We start from the raw sequence: 17,638 nt of genomic DNA on the forward strand, positions 1-17,638 counted from the left end.
CCAGCCTATGGCGCGGCGTCGACCACACCGGCGCTCGAGGCTCTCACCACCAGATCGGGCGCGAGCACCACCTGCCGGGCGGGCGCATCGGCCGGGCGGGAGCCCTCGTCGAGCAGCAACTCGACCGCGGTGGCTCCGATGAGATCGCGTGGTTGGCGAATCGAACTGATGGGCACGGCGGCCGTCGCCGCAAAGGAGATGTCGTCGTAGCCCACGAGGGCGACGTCCTCTGGCACCCGCACGGGCTCCGTGGCAAACAGCAGCGCCCGTTCCACGCCGATGGCGAGCAGGTCGTTGGCGCAGATCACGCCGTCGATGGTGCCCTCGTGCACGAGCGCCACGAGCGCCGCCCCTGCCCGCAACCCCTCCTCGAGGGTCATCTGGTCCGTCCCGACCAGGCGCAACGACGCCCCGTCGTGAGCAGCGATGGCGTGCTTGGCACCCTCGTATCGGTCCGACACCTGGCCGATGCGCAAAGGGCCGCCCACGAATGCCAGCTTGGTGCGCCCCGAATCGAGCAAATGCTGGGCCGCGAGCGCGCCCCCTGCCACGTCGTCGACGGACACCGACGGGAACTCGCTTTGGTCCGCTCCGCGGTCGACGAGCACCACCGGGATGCCCCGCTCGCGCAGTTCTCCCAGCCGGGTGTGGTCGTCGTCCACGGGAGAGAGCAACACGCCTGCGACGCGCTGGCGCTCGAAGACTGCCAGGTGGCTGGCCTCTCGCTCGCCAGACTCGTCAGAGTTGGCCAACAAGACCGTGAGCCCCTCGCGAGCGGCCCGCTTCTCAACACCCCGTGCCACGTCGGTGAAGAACGGGTTACCCACGTCGAGCACCACGAGGGCGAGGGTCTGACTGCGGCCCGCCCGCAGTTGCCGCGCCGCGTCGTTGGGCACGTACCCGAGTTCCTCGATCGCCGCTTGCACCTTGTCGATGGTGGACTGGCGCACCGAGTCGGGGCGGTTGAGCACGTTCGAGACGGTGCCCACGGACACGCCTGCGCGCGCCGCGACCTCCTTCACACTGACTGTCATCCCTGCTCCCGCACCAAAGTTGAGGCGATCTTCCCACGCGAGCGGGCGAGTGCTGCACCAGCCTCACGTAGCCAATGCAGGGTCTCGGACATCGCACCCTGGGATGAGCCCGCCAACTCGGTGAGCGACACCGCCGCCGCCAGAGTGTCGGTCGGCGCGTCGATGGCGCCCGCGACGAGGGCCACGGGCACCCCCGCGGCCGCGGCACGGCGCGCCACCTCCGAGACCACCTTGCCCTGGCCGGACTGGCCGTCGTAGCGGCCCTCTCCGGTCACGACGAGGTCCGCGCCTGCGAGGGCGACATCCAGTTCGATCGCGTCGGCGATCGCCACGGCGCCGGGCGCAAACGACGCACCCCAGACGGCGAGGCCGTACGCCGTCCCTCCTGCCGCGCCCGCACCCGGGGCGGCAGGGTCGGGGGCATCGGGCCGCAACTGCTCGACGAGCACGGCCAGGCGCCCGAGCGCGGCATCCATGCGCCCTACCTCGTCCGGGTCGGCTCCCTTCTGCGGCCCATACACGGCCGCCGCGCCAGCGGGCCCGGTGAGGGGGTTGGTCACGTCGGTGAGCACCGTCACGCCCCCAGCGGGCAGGGCTACCAGGGCAGACAGGTCGATGCGCGTCAGGCTTTCGAGGCCACGCGCCCCGAGCACTACCGGCGCGCCGTCACCGTCCTCAAGCAACGCTCCGAGCGCACGCAGTGCACCCGTGCCACCGTCAGTCGAGGCGGACCCACCCACCGCGACCAGCAACCTCTCGCAGCCGTCGTCGAGGGCGGCGAGGATCACCTCGCCGAGCCCCAGGGTGTGCGCGTCGAGCGGCGCTAGCGTCTCCATCTGGGTGATGCCGCATGACTGAGCGAGTTCGATCACCGCGGTCGAAACCCCGCCGTCGTCGAGCGACAGCCACTGCGCCTGCACAGGTCGACCGTCGGGGCCCGTCGCGGCGACCTGGTGAAGGCGAGCGCCCGGCCCAGAGGCGAGCGCCTGGACCGTACCCTCCCCGCCGTCGGCCATGGGCCGCGCGATCACCTCGACGTCGGGATCGACGGTGGCCCAGCCCTCCGCGAGTGCCTGCACCACCTCCCGCGCCGTGGCGGTGCCTTTGAACGAATCGGGCGCGATCACCACGCGCATGGGCTCAGGCCTCCCTCGGGACGACAAGGCTCACTGCGCCACCAGCGCATACCCGTACGGCTCGAGGTCCACGTGCTCGACCTGCTCGCCGGTGGCCAGGTCAGTGCCAGCAAGCGGCACCGACGCAGGCTCTGAGCCGAAGTTCACCACGGTGACCACGTTGCCGCGGCGCGACACGTCGACTGTGTCAGGCGCGCCGTCGATGACTGCGCGCACCCCCGCGGCCTCGAGCACGTGCCCGGCGATCGCGTCACACCCCGCCTCGTCGGGCACCGTCGCGAGATACCAGCCCGTGCCCCCCTCGCCGCTGAAGCGAGTGAGCGCGGGCCCGCCAGCGCGTCGGCCCTCCGAAAAGGTCGCGACCGCGTCGGCGCCTCGCAGGATGACCTCCTCGGCGAGCACCGTGCCGATGGCCTCACCGAACGGTCCCGTGAGCGGCGCGACTGCCTCGCCCGGACCCCCACCCGCGACCGCGAGCGCGCCGAAGTCCTCGATGCCGACTCCCAGCACCGGCCCCAGCCGCGTGAGGAAGCCGCCGTCGAGGAACCGATCGCGCTCGTCGACCACGTCCGTGAAGGGGCCGGTCAGCAGGTGGCCGCCACGGCGCACGTGGGCGACCAGCGCATCGGCCCCCTCCGGGCGCAGCAGGTACAGCGTGGGGGCGATCACGAGCGAGTGGCGCTCATCGACCTGCTCGGGCGTCACGATGTCGACCGCGACGTGTCGCCGGTGCAGCGCCCGGTACCAGCGCTGCAGCACCGCGAGGTGGTCAAGCCGGTTGGACGGGTGGTCGGGGCTTTCGATGGCCCACCAGTTCTCCCAGTCCATGACCAGTGCCACCCGCGCATCGGTCCCCACGGGAAGTGACCCCAGCGCAGCGAGCGTGGCACCCAGGCGGGTGACCTCACGCCAGGTGCGCGTGTCAGTGCCCGCGTGGGGAAGCATCGCCGAGTGGAACTTTTCCGCACCCGCACGTGACTGGCGCCACTGGAAGAACAAGATGCCGTCCGCGCCGCGCCCCACGCACTGGATCGACAGCGCCTCCATCTGCCCGGGCGCCTTGGGTGCGTTCGATGGCCGCCAGTTGAGCGCGTTGGTGGCCTGTTCCATGAGCATCCACGGCACGTCAGGCTTGAGGGAGCGCATGAGGTCTCGCTGGAAGGCCGCGTCGCGGAAGGACTCGGGGTCGTTGGGGTCGGGGTAGCAGTCGTCAGTGATGACGTCGAGGTGCGGGGCCCACTGCGCGTAGTTCGCGGGCTTGAAGGGCCCCATGAAGTTGGTGGTGACGGGCTGCGTCGCGCCGGCCGCCCTGATGATCTCCTTCTCCATGAGATAGCACTCGAGGAGCATGTCGGAGGTGAAGCGGTGGAAGTCCAGCAACTGGCCGGGGTTGTGGCTGTACGGGGCGGCGCGCGGCGGCAACACCTGGGAGAAGCTCGTGTAGCGCTGTGACCAGAATGCCGTGCCCCACGCGTCGTTGAGAGTCTCGACGTCGCCGTAGCGCTTCTCGAGCCAGGCGCGGAAGGCGTCGCGGGCGGTGTCGGAGTAGTCGGCGTGCAGGTGACAGCCGTACTCGTTGTTGATGTGCCACATGACCACGCCGGGGTGCTGCGCGTAGCGGTGGGCAATGGCCGTCACCAGTTCGCTCGCCAGCCGGCGATACACCGGCGAGGACGGCGCATAGTGCTGCCGACTTCCCGGGCCGAGCGTCACGCCGTCGGCGGTCACGGGCAGCACCTCGGGGTAGCGCTCGTGGACCCATGGCGGCGGCGAGGCCGTCGCGGTCGCGAGGTCAACGGCAATGCCGCCCTCGTGCAACAGGTCGATCACGCGGTCGAGCCAGTCGAAGTCGAACTGACCCTCCGCGGGCTGGATCCTGCTCCACGAGAAGATCCCCAGGCTCACCATGGTGACGCCCGCCTCGCGCATGCGCGCCACGTCCTCCGGCCAGATCTCCTCCGGCCACTGCTCAGGGTTGTAATCGCCGCCGTAATGCATGAGAGTCCTTCCTGGTATCGCCCGCGGACATCGCGGTCGATGCTCGTCCAAGGTCGCCTGAGGCGACCGCGCCGGGCCGATGCGCGTGCTGGGTCAACCCCGGCCCTCACCGTCGCCGCGTGGTCGGGCGGGGATGGCCACGGCGGCCATCGTCGCGCAACCCAGCGCGGGCGGCAGGAGCGCCGGCAGTGCCCAAGTGCACACTCCGACAAACACCACCGTAGCCGTCAGGTAGGCGGCGCCGCCGCCGTCGCCGCGCCACTGCGACATCGCGCGCGGGAACGCGGCACGCCACCCTGCGGCCGGATCCCACTGGCCCGCCGCCGTGAGCAGCACCACGGACAGCGCGACGAGCCCTACCCAGCCGGCCGCCGCGACCACCCCGCCCCCCGGCAATACCCCTGCCGCGGCCAGGCGAATGTCCGTGACCAGGATCGCCACGACCACCCCGCCCGCCGCCGCCACGCCCATGCCGCCGACGAACGCCGCTCTGACGTCCGCCCAGAAGGCGGACCACGGGCTCGCTTGCGCCTTGGCGTAGCGCATGAGGTGACGCACCCCTGCAGCGAGCGCGGCCGGGGCCGTCACGATCCCGAGCGAGGCGACGGTGACCATGACGCCGGTGAGGAGCACCTCGCCCCACAGGGCGAACCCGCCGACCGCGCCCGGCCACGCGCCCACGGCGCGGTCACCCAGGACGGGACCCATCCCGTCGCGGTCGAGCCGGCGCGCCGCGCGTTGCTGTCTGTATTGCTCCTGGTGGTGGGCGGCCCGCATGTCAGCCCTTGAGTCCCTGCGTCGCGACTCCGGCCACCAAGAAGCGCTGGAACACGAGGAAGAACAACAGGATCGGGATGAGCGCGAGGAACGACGCCGTCACGGTCGCGCCGTAGTCCGAGGTGCTGGTCTGATCGTTGTACAGGCGTAGCGCCACCGGCAGCGGGTACTTCTCGGGGCTCGTGACGTACATGAGCGGGCCGAGGAAGTCGTTCCACGTCCAGATGAAACTGAAGATCGCGCTCGTGACCAAGGCAGGCTGGATGAGCGGCAGCATGATCGACACGAAGGTGCGCACGTGCCCCGCCCCGTCGACCCTTGCGGCCTCGTCCATTTCACGCGGGATGCCACGCATGAACTGGACCATGAGGAACACGAAGAACGCCTCGGTGGCCAGGAACTTGGGCAGGATCAGCGGCCAATAGGTGTCGATCATGCCGAGGTTGTTGAACAGGATGTACTGGGGAATGATCACGACGTGGAACGGCAGCAGCAGCGTGCCGATCATCGCCGCGAAGAAGATCCCCACACCTTTGAAGCGGATGCGCGCGAACGCGTAGGCCGCCATCGCCGAACTCAGCAGGGTGCCCGCGGTCGCGGCGATCGCGATGACGGCCGAGTTGGCGAAGAAGCGCCACATCGGCACGCCAGCGATGCCTTCGAAGACCTTGGTGTAGTTGTCCAGCGTGGGGTTCTCGGGCAGCAGGCCCTGGTTCTGTCCGAACTCGCTGCTGTCCTTGAACGTCGACAGCAGCAGCCACACCAGGGGGTACAGGACGATGACGGTGAGCGTCATGAGGGCCACAAACCAGATGGCGGTGGTGATCTGGCGGCGCGTGAAGCGGGGCGGGGCGTCCGGGTCGGCGCCCGAGCGCGGCTTGAGGGGGGTGCGGATCTCGCGCAGGCTACTCACTTGCTGTCTCCCTGGTAGTGCACCCACATCTTCGAGCTCTTGAAGAGCACGAAGGCAAGGATCGCGACGACGATCACGAGCGTCCAGGCCATGGCGGACGCGTAGCCCATCTGGCCATCCGCGAACGCGCGCTTGTACAGGTACACCGTGTAGTAGTTGGTCATGCCGGCGGGGCCGCCGGTGCCGTTGGAGATGATGTAGGCCGCAGCGAATACCTGGAACGCACCGATGATCTCGAGCAACAGGTTGAAGAACACCACCGCGGACAGCATGGGCATGGTGATCGAGCGGAACTTGCGCACGGGGCCCGCGCCGTCCATGTCGGCGGCCTCATACAACTCACGCGGCACTTGCTTGAGGCCCGCGAGGAAGATGACCATGGGGGCACCGAACTGCCATACGGCCAGCAGGATCAGCATGGGCACGACGAGGGCGACGTTGCCGACCCAGCCGCCGATCTCGATGCCGAACAGGCTGAGCGACGAATCCACGGGCCCGTCGGTCGAGAACATGGCGCGCCACACGATCGCGACGGACACCGAGGCGCCGATCAGCGAGGGGGCGTAGAAGGACGAACGGAAGAAGCCCGCTCCCCTGTCGCGGTAATTCAGCAGCATCGCGACGCCGAGCGCAGCGGCCAGCTTGATGGGCGTACCGACCAGTACATAAATCAGCGTGATCTTGACCGAGTTCAGGTAGGTGGGATCCTCCGTGAACATGCGGATGTAGTTGTCGAAGCCAATCCACTGGGGCGGCTGAAACAGGTTGTACCTGGTGAAGCTGAGGTACAGCGAGTACACCATCGGCACAAGGGTGAGCCCAAAGAACCCGATGAGCCAGGGCGCAAGAAAGCCGTATCCGGCCACGGTCTCACGCCAGTGGCGCATTCTGCGAGAGTCCTGCTTGGTTGGCCGATCGCCGCTGGCGTCGGAAGCTTGGGGCGAACTGGAGGCCGGCGAATCTGAGGTGGCGCGAGTCACAGTCGAGGTCACTTTCTCTCCTGACAAAGATGAAGCGGCCTCGGGGGCGGCACACCGCCCCCGAGGCCGTGCGATCAGGAGTTGAGGACGACGTCCATCTCGGCGAAGAACTGAGACACCGCATCGTCAACCGTGACGGTGCCAAAGCCCAGCTCAGTGCCGAGTACACGGAACTTCTCCTCGAGCGTGCCGTAGCCCACGAGCGGCACCGGCGGGGCGTCGCCCAGGCGGTCGGCGATCGACTCCTCGTAGGCGCGGATCTGCTCGTCCAGTCCCTCGAACGTGATGCCGTCGCGCATGGCCGACGAAGCCGGCAGACCGCGGTTGGTGCCGAACACTGCACCGACCTCAGGCGAGTTCACGAGGAAGTCCACGAGCATTGCGGACTCCGCCGCGTTGTCGGTCGTGGCCGCGATCGCGTGCAACATCGAGGGCTTCTGGTACAGGTCCTTGGTACCCTCGACGGTCACCGGAGGAGCCACGAGGCCCAACTCGGTGTACGACTCGCCAAGCTCGCCCAGGTAGCCAGCGCCAAAGTTGTCCCACGTGAGCTCGGAGGTGGTCAGCGCCGCTCCAAATCCGGACACGGGGTAGATCTCCTCGAGTCGCTGCTGCGAGATGCCGGTGGCACCGTCGCCGCGCATCTCGGCGCCCGACTCCCAGAACTCAGCGAGGCGTGCCTCGTCGAAGCCGGGCGTGCCGTCCTCGTTGAAGAGGTTCTTGCCCTCTGCACGCAGCTGGACCTCGAAGTTCTGAATGCGACCGGTGTAGTCGGTGCCGCCGAAGATCTCTCCGCCGGAGGCCTCTGTGACGCTCGCGACCCAGGCCTTGTAGTCGTCCCAGCTGCCGCCGGCGAAGTCCTCCGCGCCGACCGACTCGAGCAGGGCGGGGTTGGTGTACATGCCCCACGCGTTGGTCGAGATCGGGATGGCAGTGGTGACGTCTCCGACCACGCCGATGCCGAGGATCTGCTCGGTGAAGCCGTCCGTCGCGATCTCGTTGCCCAGGTGGGGTCCGAGGTCGAGCAGCAGGCCGTTCTCCGAGTATTGGCGCAGGTACGAGTAGTCGAACTGCATCACGTCGGGCAGGCCGCCACCGGCAGCCTCCGTCTGACGCTTCTCCCAGAACGCGGGGTAGTCCAGGAACGTGGAGTTCACCGTGATGTGCGGGTACTGCTCCATGAAGAGGTCAATGGCCTGCGTGTACATCTCAGCACGGACGTCGTTGCCCCAGAAGGCAAAGTCGAGGGTGACCGGTTCGGAGGTGGCGCCGCCGCCTCCAGTAGTGCTCTCCACCTCGGGGTCCTCGACGTCAGATGAGCAGGCGCCGAGTGCGAGCACTCCGGCAGTGGTGATGGCGGCGGTGGCCATCAGGCCGCGCCTCCTGTGAGCGTTAAACATGCGTGTCCTCCCGAAAACTCCGTTGTTCTCCTGGTGGCACTACCCGGGATCCGGGCGGCCGCGCCACTCCTCCCTTGGAAAGCGCTATCCACAAACTAGCCGACGCGCTGGGACCGGTCAACGGCTTCTTTGTGACGTTTCAAAACGTGACCGTATCGTGACCGTTGCCGGCGCTTGGCGAGCCTGCGTCAGGGCGTCAACGCGCGCCGGTCGTGCACGGGCGCCTCCAGGCTCGTGAGCCGCGCGGCGTCTTGCCGGAGCCCGTCACGGGTCACGCGGGCGCCGTCGCACGCGGCCGAGGAGTAGATCGCGGTGACGATCTCGAATGACCTCGCGGGCTCGGAGGCCAGGGCCGGAAGCGGCTGCCCCGCGCCGATGGCCTCGTAGATCTCGCGCAGCAGCGGCACGTGCCCGCTGGCCTCTTCGACCGCGGGCAGCGCCCACTCGGCAACCTCCGATTGCGGCACTCCCGGAGCCGCCGTGATCGTCCAGTGGTCGTGGCCGTGTCCGTACAGATGCTCGACCGTCACCGTCGCCTTGTCGGTATCGATCCTGATCGCACTGACCTCGCGCGGAGCCACGGCCGCCGTCACGACCGCGGCAATCGCGCCGCCTTCAAAGGCGACCGTCGCGGTCGAGGAATCCTCCGTGCCGGTGTCCCGTGCCACTCGCCACAGGTCCGCCCTGACTGATTCCCAAGGGCCCAGCAGGTAGGAAAGCAGGTCGATCTGGTGGATGGCGTGCCCGAGGGTGGGGCCGCCGCCTTCGGTGGCCCAACTGCCTCGCCACGGCACATCGAAGTACGCCTGATCGCGGAACCACAGGGTCTGGCAGACCGCGATGAGAGGGCGACCCAGCGCCCCCGATTCGAGCAGGCCCTTCACGTGAGCCGCGGCCGTGCCGGTGCGCTGCTGGAACACCACAGCGAACTCCCGGCCGGTGCGCTCCGAGGCGGCGATCATGGAGTCCAGCTCCGCAAGCGACAGAGCCGCCGGCTTCTCGCACACCACGTGGGCCCCCGCCTCCATCGCCGCGATCGCCTGCGCGGCGTGCACCCCAGGGGGCGTGCAGATGTGGATCACGTCCACCGCGGCCTGGTCGAGTAGCTGCCCGATGTCGTCGTAGACCGCTCCCCCGTGCCGCTCAGCGAAGGCCTGCGCACTAGCGGGGACCACGTCCGTGACCGCGGCCAGCGTCACGCCGGGCAGCGCCGCGATCGCCTCGGCGTGCGCGTGGGCGATCGCGCCGGTGCCCACAATGCCTGCGCGCAAGGGAGTGGTCATCGTTGTCCTCCTGAGATCGAGTGCTCGCGCATGAGAATGCCGCACATTCCATAGTCCTGGCGAGGCTGAGACGCCACCGCCCTGCCGCCGTCGAGCACGCGCGCGTCCGCCTGAGCGAGTGCATCAAGACGCTCGCGAGTCTCCTGGGCGACCCGCTCGACCGTGTCGGCAGCAAGGCCTCGCCACCGCTCGATCCGCGGCCCCACCAGCGCGACCGCGCGCTCGTGCAGGTGGGCGACGGCCTCGGGATTCACACGGAATCCCTCGGCGGTTTCGGCGAATAGCGCCCGGTACCCCTCGACAGCGAGGTCGCGCCGGCGCTCGGCAGCCTCGAGCCGGTGAGCATGGCTTGCCTCCGGGCCGGGGATGTAGGCCGCCGCGGCGTAGCGCTCGGGGTCGGCGAGAATGCGGTCGGGGAAGGTCAGCACCGCATCGCCGGCCTCGGGAAGCCCTGCGTGCGACATGAGGACGCGCACTTCAAGGCCGCCGCGGTTGACTGCGCGGTGGACCACCCCGGGCTCGATACGTACGGTGTCGCCCGTGGCGAGCGGCACGGACCTGAAACCGTCGGCATCAATCACGTGGAGTTCGCCGCGACCACCCGTCACCAAGTACGCCTCGGAGGCCACGGTGTGCAGGTGAGGACTACCGCCCGCGATCCCATCGGGAGCGACGGAGTGGTACACCGCCAGAGCGCTCACGGAGGTGGCGCCAGGAGCGAGCCAGGTGGTCATGCCGCACCCCCGTGCCAGGCGAGCGTGCGTGCGACGGCTTCACCCGCATCGGCCGCATTCCATGGGCCATCGTGGACGAGCACGCTGTAGCGCTCGTGGAGGACGCCACCGGGAGCTAGTACGCGCTCCTCGTAGAAGAATGGCGCCGGGTTGAGGCATGCGAAGTCCTCGGAGCGCACGAACCACGGCGGCGGGTGGGCGGAGTTTTCCGGGTGAGAAGCGATGACGACGGTCGACACGGCACCGTCGCCGTCATGCGTGCCGCGAAAGCCCATCCATGGTGCGCGCGTGCCGCGCAGATCGTCGCCACTGTCACCGGCAGGCGACAGCACCACGCCGCCGGTGAAGGACCGCGGGCCGCGCCAGAACAAGCCCCCGTAGCCGGCGTTGTCGCGACCGCGGGTGGTGGGCGAGCCGAGCGCGATGGGCTCCTTCGCGATGGCAGTCATGCGAGTCTCGAAACCCCACTCCCAGGTGGAGGCGTCGACCACGCGCGCCCGCAGGGTGCGCTCCTCCTCGAACACGCGCAGTCCGGCCTGGGTGATCCACTCGAGCCGCTCGGCAATGGTCACCGCGCCGTCCGCCTGAGCCACGTCGAGCGACACGTGACGTTGCTCGCCGTTGTTGGGCAACTGCACGTAGCCCTCGCCGCGCACAAAGGTGGGGCCGCCCCAGAAGTTCTCGTCGCCGACGACCGGCAGCGACCACGCGATGCCCTTGTGCCACACGTGATCGTGCGGGCGAAACAGCGACACGAGCGAGCCCGCGAGGGTGTGCACGGGGCTGAGGTACGGCCGCGGCGACTCGAGTGTGACGTCAGTGGGCCGGTAGACGTAGTGCGCGAGGTCGCGTCCGCCGGCAGACACACCGATGCGGTCGCCGCGATCGTCGGCGGTCACCGCGAGCGGCTCATGGTCGGACACTGCGCCCCCTCTCGCGCCTCCACCTTTGGAAAGCGTTGTCCGAACTGTATCGCGCCCTTGGGCGCACCCCTTCTAGGACGCGCGTCTCATGGCACCACGGCGTTGGCCATGCCAGGCTAGGGCCAGGGATGACGCGTGGCTCCAGTCACCGGCGACGGCCACAAGTCAGCCCGCACACACCCGCCAGCCGTCGGCCGGCCCGTACCGCAGGAGCACCGTGTCTGGCATCGAGCCCACCTCCCCCGTCACGCTTCACGACGTTGCGCGCGAGGCGGGCGTGTCGCTCGCGACGGCCTCGCGCAGTCTCAACGGCTCGACCCGCAACGTCAAGGAGTCCAACCGCCAGCTGGTGGTCGAGGCGGCCGCACGTCTGGGCTACACCCCCAACGCCTCCGCCCAGGCGGTCGCGCGCGGCACCACCACGACGGTGTCGCTGCTCGTCGGCGATATCACTGACCCGTACTTCTCCACCATCGCCTCCGGAGTGGTGCGAGCGGCCACGCGCCACGGCCTGGTGGTGACCATGACCGAGACCGAGCGCGACGCCGCCCGCGAGGTGGAACTCGTGCGCGCCATGCGCGGGCAGCGCCCCCGCGCGATCATCCTCGCCGCGTCACGCCTGACAGGCGACCCGCACGCCGAGGCGTTGTCGCGCGAGCTCAGCGCCTACGAGGCCGCAGGCGGCCACGTGGTCTTCATCTCCTCTGCGGCACAGGACTTTCGCTGCCTCCCCCTGCCCCACCGAGAGGGTGCCTTCGCGCTCGGCGAGCGGCTGCACGCCCTGGGCTATCGACACCCTGCGGTGCTCGCGGGCCCGCGCCTGACCGTCACGGACAGTGACGGCGAGGGCGCTGTCGCGACCGTGGGCCTGCGCACGTCTGACGAGCGCCTGGCAGGGTTTGCCGATGCGTTCGCTCAGGCCGGCGCGCCCATCCCCGCCGAGCGCATTGTCCCCACGGCCTTCACCCGAGACGGCGGCTACGACGGCATGCGCCGCATGATCGAGGAGGGCCTGGGCGAGATCGACGTGGTCTTCGCGGTCAACGACGTGATGGCGGTGGGCGCCATGTCCGCGCTCCGCGACTGTGGACTGACACCTGGCGAGGACATCGCGGTGGCCGGCTTTGACGACATCCCGACGTTGCGCGACGTGACACCGCGCCTGACCTCGGTCGCCCTTCCCCTGGCAGACGTGGGGGCGCACGCACTCGAACTGGCCCTCGCGGACGGCGACGCCCACCCCGCGGCCGTCTCGTGCTCCGTCGAACTGCGGGAGTCCACCCCGGCGCGCTGACGCACGCCCCGCTCGACGCGCCCAGTCGACGCATCCGCTCGACGCGCCCAGTCGACGCACCCGCTCGACGCGCCCAGTCGACGCACGCGCTCGACGCGCCCAGTCGACGCACGCGCTCGACACTCACCCCTTGCACCGACGCGTGGCTTCTGCGTACACTCGCGGTAAGCGCTTTCCAATGACGGGAAGACGGCCGCTCCGACCGCACCACCCCTCCCCGGACAGCGCGAGACCACCACGCACGCGCCTGAGCGACAACGCCCGGGCACCAAGGGAAAGAGGCAACCGTGGCCACGCGGACCATCGGCATCATCATGAACGGCGTCTCCGGACGCATGGGCTACCGCCAGCACCTGGTGAGGTCCATCCTCGCCATCCGCGAGGCCGGCGGCGTCGAACTGAGCGACGGCACCAAGGTCCAGGTCGAGCCCATCCTGGTGGGCCGCCACGAGGACAAGCTGCGCGAGCTCGCCGAGCGCCACGGCCTCGAGCACTACACGACCAACCTCGATGAGGCCCTCGCGGACGACCGCTGGGAGATCTACTCGGACTTCCTGGTCACCAAGGCCCGCTCCGCCGCGATCCGCAAGGCGATCGCCGCAGGCAAGGCGATCTACACCGAGAAGCCCACCGCCGAGTCCTTCGAGGACTCCCTCGAACTTGCGCGCCTGGCCACCGAGGCCGCCATCAAGAACGGCGTGGTCCACGACAAGCTCTACCTGCCGGGCCTGCTCAAGCTGCGCCGCCTGATCGATTCGGGCTTCTTTGGCCGGATCCTGTCTGTGCGCGGCGAGTTCGGCTACTGGGTCTTCGAGGGCGACTGGCACCCGGCCCAGCGCCCCTCGTGGAACTACCGCGCCGAGGACGGCGGCGGCATTGTTGTCGACATGTTCCCCCACTGGAACTACGTGCTCGAGAACCTCTTTGGCCGCGTCGAGTCCGTCTACTCGCGCGTGGTCACCGAGATCCCCGAGCGCGTTGACGAGCACGGCCAGCCCTACGCCGCGACGGCGGACGACGCCGCCTACGGCATCTTCGAGCTCGCCGGTGGCATCACCGCCCAGATCAACTCCTCGTGGACCACTCGCGTCAACCGCGACGAGCTGGTCGAGTTCCAGGTGGACGGCACCCACGGCTCGGCCGTGGTGGGCCTGTTCGGCTGCAAGATCCAGCCGCGCAACGCGACCCCCAAGCCCGTGTGGAACCCCGACCTCAAGAACGAGATCGACTTTGACTCCACGTGGGTGGAGGTGCCCGACACCGAGGACAACGTCAACGGATTCCGCGCTCAGTGGGAGCAGTTCATCCGCCACGTGGCCGAGGACGCCCCTCACCCCTACGACTTCCTCGCCGGCGCGCGGGGCATGCTGCTCGCGGAGAAGGGCCTTGAGTCGCACCGCACCGGCACCCGCATCGACCTGCCCGAGATCTCGGTCGATGGCGTCCCGAGCGACGCGGCGCAGGCGCAGGACTCCGTCGTGGCGGAGAACTAACGTGAGCCAGCTGACCCTGCTGTCCACCGCGGGGGTGACCTCGCGCGTGGACCTGGCCCCCGCATCGGCCCTCACCAGGCCCAGCGGGCCGCTCACCTCGCGGGTGGCGTACGCCGCCGCACACGTGGTGCCCCACGTTCACGCTGACAACACCCCCGGCCGGCCGGCCCAGATCGACTGGGAGTCCACGCTCGCCTACCGTCACCACCTGTACTCGTGGGGTCTGGGGGTGGCCGATGCGATGGACACCGCCCAGCGCAACATGGGCCTGGACGCCGCGGCCACCCGCGAACTCATCCAGCGCTCGGCCGCAGAGGCCAACCGGGTGGGCGGCGCGCTCGTCGTGGGAGTGAACACCGACCACGTCGAGGACGAGGTGATCAGCCTCGACAAGGTCATCGACGCCTACAAGGAGCAGCTGTTCCACGCCGAGGACGCTGGCGCGGGGGCGGTGCTGATGGCGAGCCGGCACCTGGCCAAGGCCGCGCAGTCGGCCGACGACTACCGGCGCGTGTACGACGAGGTGCTCGCCGTCGCGGGCTCCCCCGTCATCCTGCACTGGCTCGGCACGGCCTTCGACCCGCAGCTCGCCGGCTACTTTGGTAGCGACGACTGGCGCGTGGCCTCTGACACGTTGCTCGCAATCATCCGGGCCAACCCGCAGGCGGTCAGCGGCGTCAAGATGAGCCTGCTGAACGCGGATTCGGAGATCGCGGTACGCGGCCAGCTCCCCGAGTTCGCGCGCATGCTCACGGGCGACGACTTCCACTACGTCTCGCTCATCGAGGGCGACGAGCAGGGCCACTCGGACGCGCTGTTGGGTGCGTTCGCGGCGCTCGGACCGCATGCTTCGGCCGCGATCCAGGCGCTCGACGCGGGCGATGTCGAGGCCTACCGGTCGATCCTGGGCCCCACCGAGGAACTGTCCCGTCAGATCTTCGCGGCGCCCACGTTCTACTACAAGACAGGCGTGGCCTTCATGTCGTGGCTGAACGGCCACCAGGCGGCGTTCCAGATGGTGGGCGGCCTGCACGGCGCCCGCTCGCTGCCGCACCTGTCGCGCATTGTCGAACTCGCCAATGCGTGCGGCGCCCTCGAGCAGCCCGAGCTCGCGCAGCAGCGCTGGCACGGCATGCTGAACCTCAACGGCGTGGAGGCATGATGACCGCGCATCCACGCCTGTCCCTCAACCAGGCCACCGTCAAGCACGCGAGCCTCGAGGAGGCCATCGAGGCCGTACAGTCGGCCGGCTACCAGGCCATCGGCACGTGGCGCGAGCCCGTTCAGGCCGTGGGGCTCGCACGCGCGGAGGCCATGATCTCGGCGTCGGGCCTGCGGGTCTCCACCCATTGCCGCGGCGGCTTCTTCACGGTGCCCGAGGGGCCCGAGCGGCGCGCGTCCATCGAGGACAACCGCCGCGCGATCGACGAGACCGCTCGGCTCGCGGCCGCCGGCGCGGAGGGCTCGCAGGCCATCCTCGTGTTGGTCGTGGGCGGCCTGCCCGAGGGCTCTCGCGACGTGCGAGAGGCCCGCATTCGGGTGGCCGATGCGCTCGATGAGTTGGCGCCCTATGCCCGGCAGGCGGGCGTCACCCTCGCGATCGAGCCGCTGCACCCCATGTATTGCTCGGACCGCGCGGTCGTGTCGACGCTGGGCCAGGCGCTCGACCTGGCCGCACCGTTCGACCCCGCCGTCGTGGGCGTCACCGTGGACACCTTCCACGTGTGGTGGGACCCGCAGGTGTACGAACAGATTGAGCGCGCGGGCAAGGAGGGCCGGATCGCCACCTACCAGGTGTGCGACTGGGCCACCCCGCTTGCGGCCGACGTCCTGCTGAGCCGCCACTACCCCGGCGACGGCGTGATCGACTTCGCGTCGCTCACTCGCGCCGTCGAGGCGACCGGCTACGCGGGCGACATCGAGGTCGAGATCTTCAACGCAGACGTGTGGTCGACGCCGCACCCCCAGGTGGCCTCACGGACCGCCGATGCGTTCGCCCTCGCCGTCGCTCCTCACCTGGCCCGCTGACCCCCCAGCCAGCGGCCAGATTGCCCTCAGCGGCGCGGGACCCCACCCGCGCCGCTGAGGTGCATCACCCCCAAGTTGACGTGCGCCCGGCACGACCCGTAGCATCGTCGCTATCGCTTGAATCGTTTCAAAACGCACGGCACCACACCGCACCACGACAACCCGTCAGCACCTCGCCTCGAAGGAGAGAACCATGGTGGACTTCGCCAACATCACCCCCCGACTCGAGGAGCAGGCCATCGAGCTTCCCTCGTGGGCCTTTGGCAACTCGGGCACCCGCTTCAGAGTCTTCGGCACCCCCGGCACTCCACGCGACCCCTTCGAGAAGATCTCCGATGCCGCACAGGTGCACAAGTTCACCGGGCTGGCGCCCACCGTCGCCCTGCACATCCCGTGGGACAAGGTCGAGGACTACGGCCGGCTCAAGGCTCACGCCGAGTCCGAGGGCGTCGCACTGGGCACCATCAACTCGAACACGTTCCAGGACGAGGACTACAAGCTCGGCTCCCTCGCCCACCGCGACGACCGGATCCGCCGCAAGGCGATCGATCACCACCTCGAGTGCATCGACATCATGGACGCCACGGGCTCTCGGGACCTCAAGATCTGGCTCGCGGACGGCACCAACTACGCCGGCCAGGACGACATGCGCGGCCGCCAGGACCGCATGCACGAGTCCCTCCAGGAGATCTACGCGCGCATCGGTGAGCACCAGCGGCTGGTGCTCGAATACAAGATCTTCGAGCCGGCGTTCTATCACATGGACGTTCCGGACTGGGGCACCAGCTACGCCCAGGTGGCCGCGCTCGGCGAGCGCGCGACCGTGTGCCTGGACACCGGCCACCACGCCCCCAGCACCAACATCGAGTTCATCGTCATGCAGCTCCTGCGCCTGGGCAAACTCGGCTCGTTCGACTTCAACTCGCGCAACTACGCCGACGACGACCTCATCGTGGGCGCCGCCGACCCCTTCCAGCTGTTCCGCATCATCGTCGAGGTGATCCGCGGAGGCGGTTACGGCAAGGACGGCGACACGGCCTTCATGCTCGACCAGTGCCACAACATCGAGGACAAGATCCCCGGCCAGATCCGCTCGGTGCTGAACGTCCAGGAGATGACGGCTCGTGCGCTCCTGGTGGACCGCGAGGCCCTCACTGCCGCCCAGATCGACGGCGACGTCCTCACCGCCAACGGCATCCTCATGGACGCGTTCTATACGGACGTGCGCCCCGACCTCGCCGCCTGGCGCGAGTCGCGCGGCCTGCCCGCCAACCCGATGCGCGCCTTCGCCGACTCGGGTTATCTTGCCCGCGCCGCGCAGGAGCGCGTGGGTGGCACCCAGGCCGGCTGGGGCGCGTAGGCCATGCCGCGCATTTGTTTCACGCTCCAGGTGGACCCGACGCGGCTCGACGAGTACGTCGAGGCCCACCGGGCCGTCTGGCCCGAGATGCTGGAGGCGATCCGTGACGCGGGACGGCGCGACTACTCGCTGTTCCTGTCCCCCTCCGGCCTGCTGGTCGGCGTCTACGAGACCGACGATGATGCGGCCTCCGCGGCTGCTCTCGCCGCCGACCCGCGCACCGCGCGATGGGAGGCCACCATGGCCCCCTTCTTCGTCTCGCTCGACGGCGACCGGCCCGACCAG

At 69.3% G+C, this 17,638-nt stretch carries 16 protein-coding genes; 6 read left to right on the forward strand and 10 right to left on the reverse strand.

Going from position 1 to position 17,638, the window contains the following annotated elements; all coding sequences use genetic code 11:
• Positions 1-5: 5 nt before the first annotated feature.
• The 10 genes from ACK5NO_RS00870 to ACK5NO_RS00915 all read right to left on the reverse strand — a co-directional run bounded on the left by ACK5NO_RS00870 (position 6) and on the right by ACK5NO_RS00915 (position 11,178).
• A complete protein-coding gene (locus ACK5NO_RS00870; RefSeq protein ID WP_416810778.1) occupies positions 6-1,034 on the reverse strand; it encodes a LacI family DNA-binding transcriptional regulator in 1,029 nt (342 codons plus the stop codon).
• Entirely contained in the window at positions 1,031-2,170 is a 1,140-nt protein-coding gene (locus ACK5NO_RS00875) for a glycerate kinase (RefSeq protein ID WP_416810779.1), read from the reverse strand. Before ACK5NO_RS00875 ends, ACK5NO_RS00870 begins: the two co-directional genes overlap by 4 nt.
• Before the next feature lie 30 nt (positions 2,171-2,200).
• Entirely contained in the window at positions 2,201-4,168 is a 1,968-nt protein-coding gene (locus ACK5NO_RS00880) for a beta-galactosidase (RefSeq protein WP_416810780.1), read from the reverse strand.
• Positions 4,169-4,261: 93 nt separating this feature from the next.
• Positions 4,262-4,945, reverse strand: coding sequence for a hypothetical protein (locus ACK5NO_RS00885; RefSeq protein WP_416810781.1), 684 nt, complete (start codon positions 4,943-4,945; stop codon positions 4,262-4,264).
• Position 4,946: 1 nt separating this feature from the next.
• Positions 4,947-5,849 (reverse strand): carbohydrate ABC transporter permease, encoded by a 903-nt coding sequence (locus ACK5NO_RS00890; protein WP_416810792.1) that lies wholly within the window; start codon positions 5,847-5,849, stop codon positions 4,947-4,949.
• Positions 5,850-5,854: 5 nt separating this feature from the next.
• Complete coding sequence (locus tag ACK5NO_RS00895) at positions 5,855-6,745, reverse strand: carbohydrate ABC transporter permease (protein WP_416810782.1); 891 nt, start codon at positions 6,743-6,745, stop codon at positions 5,855-5,857.
• Between the two features lie 167 nt (positions 6,746-6,912).
• A complete protein-coding gene (locus ACK5NO_RS00900; protein ID WP_416810783.1) occupies positions 6,913-8,208 on the reverse strand; it encodes an ABC transporter substrate-binding protein in 1,296 nt (431 codons plus the stop codon).
• A gap of 218 nt (positions 8,209-8,426) precedes the next feature.
• The gene (locus tag ACK5NO_RS00905) at positions 8,427-9,521 is read right to left on the reverse strand and encodes a Gfo/Idh/MocA family protein (protein WP_416810784.1); all 1,095 of its coding nucleotides are present in this window, start codon (positions 9,519-9,521) and stop codon (positions 8,427-8,429) included.
• The gene (locus ACK5NO_RS00910) at positions 9,518-10,255 is read right to left on the reverse strand and encodes a cupin domain-containing protein (protein ID WP_416810785.1); all 738 of its coding nucleotides are present in this window, start codon (positions 10,253-10,255) and stop codon (positions 9,518-9,520) included. Before ACK5NO_RS00910 ends, ACK5NO_RS00905 begins: the two co-directional genes overlap by 4 nt.
• Positions 10,252-11,178, reverse strand: coding sequence for a PmoA family protein (locus ACK5NO_RS00915; protein ID WP_416810786.1), 927 nt, complete (start codon positions 11,176-11,178; stop codon positions 10,252-10,254). Before ACK5NO_RS00915 ends, ACK5NO_RS00910 begins: the two co-directional genes overlap by 4 nt.
• Positions 11,179-11,395: 217 nt before the next feature.
• Between ACK5NO_RS00915 and ACK5NO_RS00920 the strand changes: the two genes are divergently transcribed.
• From ACK5NO_RS00920 to ACK5NO_RS00945, 6 genes are all read left to right on the forward strand, one after another.
• Entirely contained in the window at positions 11,396-12,472 is a 1,077-nt protein-coding gene (locus tag ACK5NO_RS00920; protein WP_416810787.1) for a LacI family DNA-binding transcriptional regulator, read from the forward strand.
• A gap of 314 nt (positions 12,473-12,786) precedes the next feature.
• On the forward strand, positions 12,787-13,965 hold the full coding sequence (locus ACK5NO_RS00925; protein ID WP_416810793.1) for a Gfo/Idh/MocA family protein: 1,179 nt from the start codon (positions 12,787-12,789) through the stop codon (positions 13,963-13,965).
• Position 13,966: 1 nt separating this feature from the next.
• Positions 13,967-15,127, forward strand: coding sequence for a dihydrodipicolinate synthase family protein (locus ACK5NO_RS00930; RefSeq protein WP_416810788.1), 1,161 nt, complete (start codon positions 13,967-13,969; stop codon positions 15,125-15,127).
• Positions 15,124-15,993, forward strand: coding sequence for a sugar phosphate isomerase/epimerase family protein (locus tag ACK5NO_RS00935; RefSeq protein ID WP_416810789.1), 870 nt, complete (start codon positions 15,124-15,126; stop codon positions 15,991-15,993). Before ACK5NO_RS00930 ends, ACK5NO_RS00935 begins: the two co-directional genes overlap by 4 nt.
• Positions 15,994-16,186: 193 nt before the next feature.
• The gene (gene rhaI, locus ACK5NO_RS00940; protein WP_416810790.1) at positions 16,187-17,353 is read left to right on the forward strand and encodes an L-rhamnose isomerase; all 1,167 of its coding nucleotides are present in this window, start codon (positions 16,187-16,189) and stop codon (positions 17,351-17,353) included.
• 3 nt (positions 17,354-17,356) lie between these two features.
• A partial coding sequence (locus tag ACK5NO_RS00945; RefSeq protein WP_416810791.1) for an L-rhamnose mutarotase occupies positions 17,357-17,638 on the forward strand: 282 nt, incomplete at its 3' end.

The organism is Demequina sp., from assembly GCF_047975725.1.
In the GTDB taxonomy this organism is placed as follows: Bacteria; Actinomycetota; Actinomycetes; order Actinomycetales; family Demequinaceae; genus Demequina.